At 66.1% G+C, this 13,540-nt stretch carries 8 protein-coding genes; 2 read left to right on the forward strand and 6 right to left on the reverse strand.

Annotated features, from left to right (window positions below):
* Positions 1 to 129 precede the first annotated feature (129 nt).
* A complete protein-coding gene (locus tag ACZ1I5_RS08665; RefSeq protein WP_465173290.1) occupies positions 130 to 1,860 on the forward strand; it encodes an outer membrane protein assembly factor BamB family protein in 1,731 nt (576 codons plus the stop codon).
* A gap of 50 nt (positions 1,861 to 1,910) precedes the next feature.
* Here ACZ1I5_RS08665 and ACZ1I5_RS08670 read toward each other — a convergent pair whose 3' ends face one another.
* Complete coding sequence (locus tag ACZ1I5_RS08670) at positions 1,911 to 2,264, reverse strand: c-type cytochrome (RefSeq protein WP_465173291.1); 354 nt, start codon at positions 2,262 to 2,264, stop codon at positions 1,911 to 1,913.
* 297 nt (positions 2,265 to 2,561) lie between these two features.
* On the opposite strand from ACZ1I5_RS08670, the gene ACZ1I5_RS08675 reads away from it, so the two are divergent.
* Positions 2,562 to 3,659, forward strand: a complete 1,098-nt coding sequence (locus ACZ1I5_RS08675) for a ComEC/Rec2 family competence protein (protein ID WP_465173292.1) — start codon at positions 2,562 to 2,564, stop codon at positions 3,657 to 3,659.
* A gap of 18 nt (positions 3,660 to 3,677) precedes the next feature.
* On the opposite strand, the gene ACZ1I5_RS08680 is transcribed toward ACZ1I5_RS08675, so the two are convergent.
* Genes ACZ1I5_RS08680 through ACZ1I5_RS08700 form a run of 5 tightly spaced genes read right to left on the reverse strand, consistent with a single transcriptional unit; the run spans position 3,678 to position 13,536 of the window.
* Complete coding sequence (locus tag ACZ1I5_RS08680) at positions 3,678 to 4,352, reverse strand: GAD-like domain-containing protein (protein WP_465173293.1); 675 nt, start codon at positions 4,350 to 4,352, stop codon at positions 3,678 to 3,680.
* Positions 4,268 to 7,651, reverse strand: a complete 3,384-nt coding sequence (locus ACZ1I5_RS08685; protein WP_465173294.1) for an eCIS core domain-containing protein — start codon at positions 7,649 to 7,651, stop codon at positions 4,268 to 4,270. Before ACZ1I5_RS08685 ends, ACZ1I5_RS08680 begins: the two co-directional genes overlap by 85 nt.
* 1 nt (position 7,652) lies before the next feature.
* Complete coding sequence (locus ACZ1I5_RS08690; RefSeq protein ID WP_465173295.1) at positions 7,653 to 9,605, reverse strand: ATP-binding protein; 1,953 nt, start codon at positions 9,603 to 9,605, stop codon at positions 7,653 to 7,655.
* Entirely contained in the window at positions 9,602 to 11,383 is a 1,782-nt protein-coding gene (locus ACZ1I5_RS08695; protein WP_465173296.1) for a hypothetical protein, read from the reverse strand. The genes ACZ1I5_RS08690 and ACZ1I5_RS08695 overlap by 4 nt, the downstream gene beginning before the upstream one ends.
* A gap of 8 nt (positions 11,384 to 11,391) precedes the next feature.
* Entirely contained in the window at positions 11,392 to 13,536 is a 2,145-nt protein-coding gene (locus tag ACZ1I5_RS08700; protein ID WP_465173297.1) for a DOMON domain-containing protein, read from the reverse strand.
* Positions 13,537 to 13,540: the final 4 nt, after the last annotated feature.

Genomic DNA, 13,540 nt, shown 5'->3' on the forward strand with positions numbered 1-13,540 from the left:
ACATTGACATCAAAAACCGGGTGCCTCATCAAAACATGTATACCGGATGGAGAGGCCGCCGGTGAGCGTTTCGCGTCGCCCTGAGGGACTCCTTCTCACGGCGTGTTTCACCCGTCACAAGAGGCAGCGATGTCCAGAAAATATCTTCCGCTCGTTCCGGTCATGATCGCCGCGCTTGCCGTTCCCGCCGGAGCGCAGGCGCAACAGGCGGCGCCCGTTGCAGCCGCAGCGGAGGCGGCGAACGACTGGACGACCTGGGGGTATGACCAGGAGCGGAGCGCGTGGAACCGGGGCGAAAAGACCCTCGACAAGAAGAATGTGGCGAAGCTGAAGCTGCAATGGAGCACCAAGCTTTCGACACCGGTTACCGACGTGGTGTTGTCGACGCTGACGTCGCCGATCATCGCCGCCAGCGTCGAGACGCCGCAGGGCGCCAAGAACGTCATCTACCTGCTCGGCGCCGACGACACGCTGTTCGCGCTCGATGCCGATAGCGGCGCGGCACTGTGGCAGAAGAGTTTCCCGAACCCGATCACGGCGAAGAAGAACGCCACCTGGCTCTGCCCGAACACGGCGAACGCGACCCCGGTGGTCGACAAGGCCCGTGGCCTGATCTTCTTCATTTCGAGCGACGGCAAGCTGCGCGCGCTGAGCCTGGGCGACGGCGCCGAGAAGATGGCGCCGATCGAGATGGTGGCGCCTTTCACGCGCGCCTGGAGCCTGAACCTGATCGACGACATCGTCTACACCACCAGCGGCCGCGCCTGTGGCGAAGTGCAGGATCCGCGGTCAGCCATGGCATCGGCGGTCGCGCCGATCGTGCGGCGGAACGCGGCGGCGGCGGCGGCTCCGGCCGGGCCTCCGGTCATGACCGATCCGTCCGCCGTCACCGCGGTCGATGTGCGCGACCTGGCCAGGCCGGAGCTCACCCGCTTTTACACCAGCGGCGGTCGGCCGGCTGGTCCCTGGGGCCGTGGCGGGCTCGCGCGCGGGCCGGGCAACACGGTGATCTTCCAGACCTCGGACGGGCTGTACGATCCGCCGGCGGGAAGCTGGGGCGACACGATCATGAAGCTGACGCCCAAGGCGACGCGCGTGGCGGATTCGTTCACGCCGGAGAATTTCAAATATATCTTCGCGCACGATCTGGCGGGTTCGGCCAGCCCGGTGGTGTTTCCGTTCGGCGGCAAGACCCTGGTCGCGACCGCGCAGAAGGAAGGCATTCTCTATCTGCTCGACGCCAACGACATGGGCGGCGGGCAGGCGAAGAACCACCAGCAGTTCGTCTACAAGTCGCCGCAGCTCGGCAACGACGCGGCGGCCGGCACCGACCCCAGCCAGGGCGTCTGGGGTGCGGTCACGACCTATGAGAATCCCGAGGGCAAGCGCTTCCTCTATCTGCCGATGTGGGGCCCGCGTTCCAAGTTCGCGCCGGCGTTCAGGAGCGATGCCGGGGAATCGCCCAATGGCAGCATCATGGCGTTCCAGGTGGTGAACGACGGCGACAAGATCTCGCTGAGCCCGGAATGGATCTCCGGCAACATGATCATGCCTGATCCGCCCGTCGTGGCGAACGGCGTGGTCTATGCGACCCAGACCGGCGGCCAGGCGATGCAGAACCCGACGCTGCCGGACGGATCGCGCCTGAACAGCGCGACCGCGGCATCGGCGAAATACCGATCGACGCCGGTCGGCAACATGATCCTTTATGCGTTCGATGCCGAAAGCGGAAAGCAGCTCTATTCGAGCAAGGACGCGATCAAGGACTGGACCCATTTCAGCCAGCCGGTCGTGGCGCTGGGCAAGGTGTATCTCGTGTCGCACGATGCGCGGGTCTACGCGTTTGGCGTTCGCAAATAGCGGAAACGGATAGGGGCGGGGCCGCGCGAGCGGACCCGCCCCTTTTGATCTCAGGTAACGGGGGTCGCCGGTGCCGCAGCCTTGGGGGCAGCGGGAGAATCGGCGAAGTTCTTCGTGAGATAGTCGATGACGGCGTCCTGCTCTTCGGGCTTCAGCTCGGCGCCGCGATCGACCATCAGCTGGACCGTGGCGGCCCAGTCGTCAGCGCTCTTGCGCTGCGAGAAGATCGTCGCGGTGGTGTGGCACCCGCTGCAATTCTTGTTGATGAGGTCCAGGCCCGGGCCAGGCGGGGGAACCTGGGCATCCGGCATCGCGACCGGTGGCTGGGCCGACAGGCCGTGGCCCGCCAGGAGCCCAAGGGTCAGAAGGGCAGCACCTGCTGCAAAACCACGCTTGATCCGCATTGTCATGAACTCCAGTGAGGGACAGCTTCCCGGGGCTTGTCGCCGCGCCTTGCCTCCTATTCATGTATGCAAGGTTGCACAACGCTGAACGGACAAGAGGTGTATCGCACAAGGATGGAACGACGATTGGCGGTTTTTTGCAAGGTCGTACGGGACATTGGAGAGAATGTCGTCGCGTTTCAGCAATCATGAACACGGCGTCATTGTTGTATACAAGGATTGTGATGTGCATGGTGCGCTAGTAGGATGAGCAAACCGTGCCGGCGATGCGACCGGAGGCTCGAGGGGAGTACGCCTGTGACGACTATCCGACATGGCAACATGGCGCGCGCGCTGGCGGCGATGTTGCTGCTTGCCGCGACAGCGTCAGTGTCGGCGGTTGCCGCGCCGGCCAAGCCGCTCCGTGTCGTATCGATCGACATGGAGGGCGGGGGCGGCACGCTGTTCGTTACCCCGCAGGGTCAGTCGGTTCTGCTCGATACCGGTTGGCCGGCCGGGAATCGCGGCACGCCGGTGGATCAATCGAGCGCGACCCGGATCGCCGCGGCGGCGAAGATGCTGGGGATAAGTCGGATCGATTATCTGATCATCACCCATTACCATCTCGACCATGTCGGTGGCGTGCAGGACCTGCTCGCGGCGATGCCGGTCGGCGAGATCATCGACCATGGCCCCAACCGTGAACTGGCGCCGGCCGGCACGGTGCCGGGGCCGACGGCGACGGCGTCGCTCTACGCGCGCTACGAGGCGCTGCTGGGTGGGCGCAAACACCGCAGCGTGAAGGCGGGCGACAGGATCACGGTCGGGCCGCTCACGCTCGATATCGTCTCGGCGGATCGCGGTCTGGTGCCGGGCGCGCTGAAGGGAGCGGGCGGGCCGACGCCGGGTTGCGATGCACCGAGGCTGCCCGACATGGGCAATGGCGGCGAGGAGAATCCCCGCTCGATCGGCGTCGTCGCCAGCTATGGCAAGGCGCGGATCGTGAGCCTGGCCGACCTTACCGCCGATGTGGAGATCGGGCTGGTCTGCCCGGTCAACCGGCTAGGCCGCGCCGACCTGCTGGTCGTGTCGCATCACGGATCGCAGTTGAGCACCACGCCGCCACTGTTGGCGGCGCTTCAGCCGCGTGTCGCGCTGATGGCCAATGGCGCGACCAAGGGCGGCGATGCGCGCGTGTTCCAGACGATCGCGGCGGCGCCGTCACACCCGGTGGTGTGGCAGCTTCACTATGCGACCAAGAGCCCCGAAGTGAACCAGCCGGCCGACTTCATCGCGAACCCTGAGGGGGCGGAGGACGGCGGCTATTCGCTCGACGTGTCGATCTGGCCCGATCGTCGCATGCGGGTGATCAATCAGCGAACCGGGGAAGGCGAGAATTACCCAGCACCGCGGTGATCGACCTGCCCGGTAACGTCAGATTTTCTCGATTGAGATCGAGGTCAGATCGGCGAGGAGCGCAAGCCCGGGCTTCGCCTGCGACTTCTCGATCGTCGACTCTGCTTTCGAACCGCCAAGGGCAAGTGCTGGCGTCCACATGTAGATCTCGTCCTCGGCAAGGTCGCCGGCTTCCTTGTGAGCCCGGGCGGTATCGGGGACGAGCCCCAGATCATCCAGGAACGGCTTGTTGAGAAACCTGCCGAGAAACCAGTCGATATCGTCCGTGGCGAAGGTCGTCTCCGCCTCTGGCGCGTCCGCGAACCAGCAATATTGCCCGTCCCACAGAAAAAAATGACCAAAGGACGATCGCATGAAGACTTCGGCCTTTTTCGATGGCCGCCACGGCCCGACCGGCCCGTTCCACTCGTCCGGATCGCATGTCCACAGCAGTTGCGTCGAATAGGACGCGAACCCATCGCGCCGCAAAAGCTTCAACAGCGTTTCCGGAAGGCGCCTTCCGAGCCGTTTCTCGTCAGCCGCGGCAAAACCAGTCACGCTGGTCGGCTTGCCGAACTGCTTGTCGAATTTTGCGATGGGGTCGAACGGTGCGGGCACGGCAATTCTCCTCAGAGCTTTAGCGAAACGCCCATCTTGACGAAATGATACCATTCTTCGTCGACCGGCCGGCCCGGACCGGTGCCGCCGAGCCATGCCTTGGTGTCTGCCTCCAGCTTGTCGGCCAAGCCCTGGCCCCAGTTGGAGCCGATGCTGGAATTGACTGCGGTGAGGCCCATGCCGGTCAGGTCGTCATGTTCGCCGCCGCCGACCTGGTCTGGCGAATGGAGCGCTCGCTGTCCCCTCATCCAGGTGGCGGCACGATTGGCCGCGGCAACAGCGCCGAACCCGTTATTGCGCTGGTCGTCGGTTCCGGCCGCAAAGATCGCCTTGATGCCATTCTTCTCGTGATCGCCGAGCTTCGGATTGGTGGTCGGGCTCTTGGCGGGCTTGGTGAGGCGCGCTTCGATCGCGACCTGGATGACCTCGCGCTCCTTCCGCTGCGCACCGGCCGACCGCGGATCGCGACCGCGCTTCGCAAAGCGCGCCCGGTTCGACATCCATTGCCGGATCGTCATGCCCTTGATGGCACTCTCCTGCATGAGCAATTGCCGGTCATATTCCTTCTTGTGGTCGGTCGGGTTGAGCTTGTCGCCCATCTTGAACTTCACGGAAATCGGAGGATCGACCTTTTCGGGGACTGTCTCCTTCATGTTGGCGAGAATCTTGCCGAGCTTGTCGGCGATCTTCTTCTCCAGCTTGGTGATCTCGGCATCGAGGTCGGTCTTCTTGGCGACGGGCAAAGTCGAAGAGGGCGCGGCCTTGGCGGCCTTTTGCTCGATGACACCGACATCGGGCGTGATGTCAGCAATCCATTTCAGCGTGTCGCTTTTTTTCTTCTTCGCCTTGATGTTTTTCGCACGCTTGCCGAAATCGATCAGGTGCTGGGACAGCGGCTTGGTGACGCTGGCCATCATCAGGCGGGGCGAACCACCCGAAACATCGACCCACATGCTGTGGCTTTCGTCCCCGCCGCTGAAGCTTTCGCGTGATCCGACCTCGCCGTCGGCCGGCTTGGTAAAGGCAGCGACGGCCTTCTTTGCGCCGCCGGCGATAAGCTTGCCGAGCTTCTTCGCCTGCGCGATGATCCAGCCCGCGACACGGTCGAACGCCTTGAAGATCGGCGCGCGCACCTTCTCGATCAGATTGTTGACCACCGTGGCGACCTTGCCGAACCCGGCGAACCGGGCGAGGAAACTGACGACCAGCGTCAGCAGTCCCGCCATGGTCTTCTCGACGCGGTTGGCGGCGGGACCGATATTGCCCGCGGCGATGGTCGCGATCGAATCGATGAAGCTGGCGGCGACCTGACCGATCTGCTGCAGCCGCTCGATGAAGAACATGACGGTGTTGTAGATCGAGATGATCGCCTGGATCAGCGCGCCCGCCGGGCTCAGCATCATCGCCAGCTTGGTGATCGCCACCTCGACGATCTTGCCTTTCACGAACGCCATGACCTGGTCGATGACCATGTCCTTGAGGTTGGTAAGCGTCTCGACGAGCTGTTGCCACGCCGCGGCCGGACCCTCCTTCACCAGAGTCTTGACCAGAGCGAAGCCTTCTTCGAGCCCCTTGACGACGGTCTCGCTGCTCAGCGCCACCAGTCTCGGCCGGAGATGCCCCCAGGTGAGACCGAGCACCGACAGCGCGAATTTCAGGAGTTCGCCGGCCGAGAAACCTTGCGGGATATAGACCCCGGCACCGCCCATCGCGCCGGTGAGCCAGCCGATCAGCGACGCCTTGAGATGGGTAAGGAAATTGCCGGCGAACTGGTTGAGGCCGAGCTTGCCGGCACGGACCAGCGTCTGGACGAAGCCGACCGGGTTCTTGAGGATCTTGTTGAAGGCAGCGCCTGCCTTGGCGATGTAGGGCATTGCGCCCGGTGCCACGACCTCGACGATGATCTTGAGCAGATCGATGACGGTGCCCAGCGCCCATGAGCCGAAATCGCCGATGAAGTTGCCGAAGACCTTGGCGAGCTTGATGAAGGCGCTGGGCAGCACCACGAAATCCATGATCTCGAGGCCCTTGAGCGCGGCGATGAAGCGGCTGGGGATGCTGGAGACCAGCGCCTTGATGCCGCCCATCGCGCCCTTGAACCACGCCCAGGCGCGCGGGATCGCCTTGGCACGTTGGATGTTCGCCCAAAGCTCCTCCTGACCGACCAGAGTGAGCAGGCCGCCGATCACTGCCTCCGCGGTAGGCTGGACCGCTTCGCCCGTTACCGGATCGAAGCCGATCACCACCTTGAGCAGGGGATAGCCGGCCGATCCTTCCGCGAGGGCCGCCAGCGGGCGCAGCACGGCTTCGCGGACCATGCGCAGGATCTCGCTGAACAGCGACTTGGCGAAGGAGATGATCTTGCTGATCGGGTCAGTGAAGATCGACTTGGCGCGCTCCCACACTGCGCCGAGGTTGAAGATGTCTTTCCAGCTGAGGGATTCGAGGAATTTGTCGATCGCGGCCTTGATCGAGGCGCCGCTGATGCCGAGCGACTTGAGCTGCCCTTCGATCCAGCCGCCGACCTTGTCGAAGATGCCGTAGCTGTCGAGCACGCGGGTGATGACGTTGCCGCCGGGCAGGAACTCGACGATCGCGCGCAGGATGTTGGCGGCGCTCGCCTCGACCGCGCTCATGTTGATCGGGTTCACGCCGATCAGGATGGTGAACATGCGGAAGCCGGGGATGGCATTGGCGGCGTCGGCAAAGAAGTTGAGCGCGTCGCTGAGACCCAGGCGGCTGGCCTGGCGTTCGGTGCGCTGCTCCACACGGGTCTCGGCGGCCGGGTCCGCCTTGCGCTGAATCGTCTCGCCCTGCTGAATGGTGTGAGTCAGCTCGTGCGCGAGCAACTCCATGCCGCCCTTGCTGTTTGGGTCATACGCCCCGCCGCCGAAGAAGATGTGGTTGCCGAAGGTGAAGGCGCGCGCGCCGAGCTTGGCGGAGAGCTTGGCGGCATTGCCGTCGGTGTGGATGCGCACCCCGGCGAAACTGGCACGGAAGCGGGGTTCCAGCGTCTTGCGGACCTTGGCGGGCAGCGCGGCGCCGCCGGTTGCGGCCTTGCGGACTTCCTTCTCGACATCCGGGTCGGCGCCGGCTCTCGGGGTCTTTTTCGCGGCTGGCGCGGCGGCGCGGTGGAGCATCGGCCCACTGCGATGAGTCGCATCTGGCGCGGGCGCCGGCATCGAGACGACGGCCCGGGCGACCCGGTCAGCCTCCACCTCCGCCGCGTCGCTGGGCTGCGATACGCGCATCGAGGGCTGGATGGTGCGCTTGCTGAGCAGGGTAGAGCGGCTGTTGTCGAGTGCCGAGCGGGCGACGGTCGCACGGGCCGGCTGGGTGGCGCGTACGGTACTGCGCGTTTCCTCGGCCTTTGACTGGCGCGCGCTTTCGGCCATGTCAGCCGACGGCCGCGAGCGGCAGCTTCAGCGGGCAATAATCGCCGGTCTTGCGATATTCGCGCACCACCGCCTGGCGGAGATCAGCATCGCCGATCGGCAGGCCGGCGTCGAAAGCGAGCAGCCGGGCGTGCATCGCCACGTTGCGCAGCTGGCCGCCACTCAGCGCGCAGCGACACGCGATGTCGTGCAGCAGCCCCGGCGACACGCGGTGCTCGCCGAGCAGCTGGCGCAGGATGTCATGGCGGCGAATCTCGTCGGGCGGGCGGAAGGCGAGGACGGCGTCCATGCGGCGCGAGAAAGCGGGGTCGATCCGGTCGGCATCGTTGCTGGTGACGACGAGGATGCCGTCGAAGGATTCGATCCGCTGCAGCAGGAAGTTCGTCTCGAGATTGGCGTAGCGGTCGTTGGACGAGGATACGTCGGTGCGGCGCGCCATCAAGGCGTCGCCTTCGTCGAGCAGCAGTACGATGTTGAGCGATTCAGCGGCGGAGAGTGCGCGTTCGAGGCTTTTTTCGGTCTCGCCGATATATTTGCTGACCGTGGCGGCGAGATCGATGCGATACAAATCCTTGCCGAGCGACGCGGCGATATGGCGCGCGGCGAGCGTCTTGCCGGTGCCGCTGGGGCCGGCGAACAGCGCGCGGACGCCGCGCCCGCCGCCGGGCTCGCCCAATGCCTCGCGGTGACGGCAACGCAGGATCAGCGCGTCGAATTCGGCGGCGTCCTGGGTTTCGAGCTGGAGCGGCTCGGGCGCACCGTTCTCGATCGGCGTGGCGAGCGCGTCCAGGCCGGCGTCACGCAGGTCGCGCAGGGCGGTGATTACGTCGTCGCGCGCGATGGCGGGGTGGCCGGCAAGGGTTGCGCGGCTGGCGGCGCCTTCGGCCGCGCGGCGGATATTGCCTGAGGTGAGGGAGAGCTCGGATAGCGTGACGGCGAGCGGCGCCAGGCCGAGGGCGCGCCATTGGGCTTCGCGATCGGCAGCGTCGGGCATGGGGCGCGGGATCATGATGGTCGGGGCGGTGCCGGCAGCGCGGACGCCGCCGATCATGCCCGTCACTACGCTGATGGGGCCGGCGAACAGGGGGTGCGACGGGAGTTCTATCGTCTCGCCCGGCGCAGGCTGGAGTTCGGCGAGGATCAGGGCGTTGCCGGCGTGAGCGAGCGCGCCGGCGGTGCGCCACAAGGCCGGATCGGTGAGCAGAGCGGGCGCGACCGTCAGCACATTCAGTCCGGCACGGCGCGCGGCGGTACGGAGCAACGTGCGCCGGCCGTTGTTGCGTGGGCCGCGGACCAGCAACAGGGTGCTGCGGTTCGCGGCGAGCATCTGGGCGAGGTTGGCGGGATCAGGATCGCCGACCCAGCCTGCCGGATCGGAAAGAGTGCCGCACGGCTCGAACAGCGCGCCATCGAGGCGGGGAAGTGCACCCGACAACAGGTCGAGCAGCGGGTTGGCGAGGCGCAACTGCCAGTCGGGACGCGCCGCCTGGGGATCGGTGACGGTAACGACACCCCCGGCGATCATCTCGAGCAGCAGATCGCGCACGGCGCCGCCCTCGCGGCCGGGAACTGCCTCGCGCCACAGCGCGGTGAGGCCGCCCAGCGTGGCAAAGCCTGGCGTTGCTTCGGCCAGCAGGGCGAAGCCGGGATCTTCCTCGATCAGCGCGATGGTCGCGATCAGATGACGGTGCAGCGCCGGGCGGCCGGACGTCAGGCGTGTGAAGGGAAGGCCGGGAGAGGCGCTTGCCCAGCTGTCCATGGCATCAGCCCATTCGGCGGCGGTGGGCGAGCGCGGCCCACCCCAGAGTTCGGCACATTCGTCGAGATAGTCGGTGAGGAAGGCCGGGCGATCGTCCGGCGCGATCAGCTCGGCGAGGCGCAGAACGGTGCCGAACAAAGTGAGCCGGAAATGGCTCGCGATGCCCGGAGCGAGTGAGGCGAATCGTTTGGTCATTCGAACGCGAAGGCGATCGAGCGCCCCTCCGTCGGCTGCCAGCCTGGATTGCGGTCGAGCCCGGCGAGGCGAAGCTCGATCGGGTGACGATCGAGGCTGAAGACTGCCTGCAAGTCGAGGTCGCGGGTTTCGATGCGGGCAGGCTGGGCCAGGAGCGCCAGGCCGGTACCGGTGAGATGCCGGAGGCGCGCATTCAGATAGAGCGCGAGGCAGGCGGGCCAACGCTCGATCAGTGGGAGGCGTGCCGGTGCGCCCGAAGCGGGGCGGGCGCGACGCTCTCGTGGTTGCAGATCGCGTTCGCGGCCGTCGGCGAGCGGGAAGCCCGCCGGATGCCACAAGGTGGTGTGGCGGCGGCGACGTGTCAGGCGGCGAGGCGCGGATGTTTCGAAACCGGCGAGCCAGTCGCGCTCGATGCGCCAGTTCCGTGGGAGCCGACCGTTTTCGGCGTGAGCGGCGATCCAGTTGGCAAGCGGATCGCGTCGATAGCGCGTGCCGAACCAGTAGCGGCCGATACGGTCCGCCAGCCAGAGGGGCGATGGCTCGAGACGCTTGCCCTTTGGCTGGGTGAAATCGGGGTAGAGACCAAGCGCGACAAAGGCGTTCACCAGGAACAACAGGCCACCGAACTCCGTCGAGAATCGGACGTCGGGCGCGAGGAGCGTGGCGGGGAGGGCAGGCTGCCGGATGTGATGGCGGGCCTCAGCGGCGATCTCCGTCTGCGGGAGGAAGTGCTGCACGACCGCGTCGCTTGGGGAGGCCGCAATGTGTTTCGAGGCACCCGGAAGCGGACTGACGCCCATGTCGGGGCGCGGGCTGGCCGCATGCCGCAAATCCATGGATGGAACCTGCCCTGGCTTCGGCCGCAGCGTGGGCGCGACATTGCGGCGCGGTTGCGCTCGGGCGCCAGCGGGCGGTGGTGTCGCCGCATCAACCCTGCGTTCCGGGGTGAGAAGCGCCGGCTCGGCGGCGACGGCCAGGATCGCCGTCGCGACGGCCTGGGGATCTCGGGATGCGATGGCGGGTTTGCGTGCGAGCGCCGCCGTGGCGAGGAGCAGGGCGCGTGCGGGCTCGGGCAGGACCCGCCACTCGTTGCGATGCTCGACCAGCCAGGTGGCGGCTTCGGGAAGCACTGCAACTGGGGCCGTGACGGGGATGGTTCGCGGTCCGACGCTATCGAGCGGCTGGGCGTCGCGGGCCGTTCTGGTCGGGACGGCGAGACGCAGCGCGAAGCTCGCCTCGATCGCGCGGTACGCCAAGGCGATGTCGGCCGGTTCGAAGCTGGCGACCCAGCGGGCGGCCATGCCGATCTCGGCCAGGCGGGCGATCGTCGCCACCAGTGCTGGGCCGTGCCGGAGCGGCGTTGCGCGCTGCCATTCGACGAGGCTCTCCTGTGCAGTCGCCCTGCGGAACGCCTCCCTTGCGGCAGTCGAACTCTCGCCAATCCACAAGCGGATCAGCCAAGCCGAATATTTGCCGCGGCTGGTGAAGCGATAGGGGCGGTCGGGTACGAAGCCCCGACCCCACCCGGTCTCCGCTTCTCCGAGAACCGTGCGCAGTTCGGCAAGGATGCGGTCGGACATCCGCGCCGCGCCTATACCGGAAGCAGGGGCGCGGACGCGCAGCCGCGGGACGTAGAGAATCTCGTCCGGATCGAGCCCGAGCGACGCGACCGGCACCCCCTCCAGCCAGCGCTCGGCCTCTCCCCGCGACGCGCGCCACCCGGTGACGCGCGCGCGGTGAACGGCGAGATCGGCGCCGAGGGAGAGCCGAGGCAGCACCGCCTGCCTTATCGCGGCGCGACGGCGGTTGCCGCGGGGGCGGGGCGGACGGTCAGCGTGTCGAGCGGTCGCCTGATCTGCGGACCATCGGGGCGGTCCGGACCCGAGCCGCGCACGCTGCGCACCAGCGAGCCGTAACTGCCCATCGGCACGCCGACAGTAAACTTCTTGCCCCCGATCGAAACGCCCATGCCGGTGTTGAGCGTCCCGCGAACGATATGCATCGGGAGATTCATGCCCAGCGGCAGCAGGACCGGCCCCTTCGCCGCGCGCATGTCCGCGAGCGAAGCGCCGTCCAGCGCGACGGGGTTGGCCTCGGTCATGACGACTTGCAGATCGAAACCGCCGCCGGAGAAAGGCACGCCTTTCGCGAAGCGCAGCCGCAATTGTTGCGCGTTGAAGGGGACGAAGATCGTCGAACCCGTGCCGATCTGGAAACTCGTGCGGAAATCGTCGAACGAACCGAGCAGGGCGCCGACCCGCGCCGTCAGGCCGGGGCGGAGGCTGTCGCGAACGATCTCGGCCTTGATTTCGGCGCGTTTGGCGGCCTCCTCGGTCATGCCGGCCGCACCGTAACGCGCCTTGCCGATAGTGGCTTCGCCGTCGGTTAGCAGCGTTACTACCGAGCCGCCACGTACCGGGATATCCACCGTCTTGCCGGCCGACATCGCCGCCGGATCCAGCTTGAACTGCTGGCTGGGGAGTTTCAGCGAGGGCCCGGCCAGGATCGAGGTGCGAAGCATCCGGGTTTCGTCCTTTAGCGAGTTGATCACCCAGCGATGCGGCCCGGCCGGCTCGGCCCCTTCGAACCTGCTCTCCCACTCGAAGCCGCGCCCGCCGTTAAGGAACTGCTCCTGCAACGTAACGCTCTGCGCGCGTGGAAAGAATTTTCGCCATGCGCCGGTCGAGATCTGCGGTGCGACGTCGAACGGCGAATTCACCGTCACGAAGTTCATGTTGTACTGGCGCGTGATCGGTGATCCGCCACCCGAATGGGCGACGTCGACACGCACGCACTGATGCGGATTGGCGGCGAAGAAGTCGTGTTGCGACATGCCCGAGCCCTGATAATTGCCCGTCGTCAGCAACGGCCAGTCGCCAGACGAGAGCGCCATATATTCGCGCGACTTGACCGTTTCGGGCGGGCTGGTGGGATTGCTGGTCGAGGGAATGTCGGTCCAGGCCCAGTTCGGGCTCAGCCCGATATTGTTGATCTTGAAGGTGGCGGTGACTCCGGTGGAATCCGGTTCCGCGCCGGTTCCGGCGGGGGAGTTGGCCACGGTCGCGAAGAACTCGTTATTGCCGGTCAGCGAAATCTTGCTCGGGTCGGTACCGACATTACCGAAACCGGTGATCTGCAGGCCGGCCGGGAACAGGCTGGTATCCAGCGTGACGTTGCCCCAGCGCGGTAGCGGCAGCTTCGCGTCGACAAGCGGAGAAAACAGGTCGTCGCCGATATAGCCGCCGGCGGGCCAGGTATATTGGTAACCCTCGCCGAGATTCAGGTTGGTCGCGATCACGTCCGCGAACATCCCGAAAAAGTTGTTGGCGAGGAACGGATAGTTCGCCTTGGCGATCTTGATCTCGACCGTCCAGCGGCCGTTCATTCCATTTGGCGCGGCGTTGGCCTTGACGGTGACTCCCGGCGGCAGCCCCTCGGTGACGGCGCCCCAGGTGACGACTCCGCCGGACTCGCTTCCCGAACCATAGCTCACATGCGGATCCGCCCCGGTGCCGGAGGAAATGCACGGATTGTCCTGACAGGGATAGATCAGCAACCGCTTATAATCGTTCGACGCGTTGGTGGGATTGAACGCCAGCACCACCGCGTCGAAGTCATCATAGCCGCCGGTATCCTCAACACTGAAAAACAGATAGAGATTTTCGGCATCCGACATGCCCCGCATGAACGCGGCGGCCGTCGACGCGCCGTCTTCCAGGTAGAATTTGAAGCTCTTGTTCCATTCCGCCGCACCGGCGATGCCATCGATTGCGACCGCGCTGTTGGTCACTGGGAAAGCGAGTTTCTCGTTCGCATTGTAGTTGGCCCCGACCGCGCCGCCGCCCGGACAGCCGCCGAGCAGGAGCGAGAGGGCGCCCAGTCCAAAGACCTGGCCGAGCAGGCGGGACTTGCGGAGAATGGTTGCGGTCATTGCC

The organism is Sphingomonas sp. BL-S-30, from assembly GCF_055521475.1.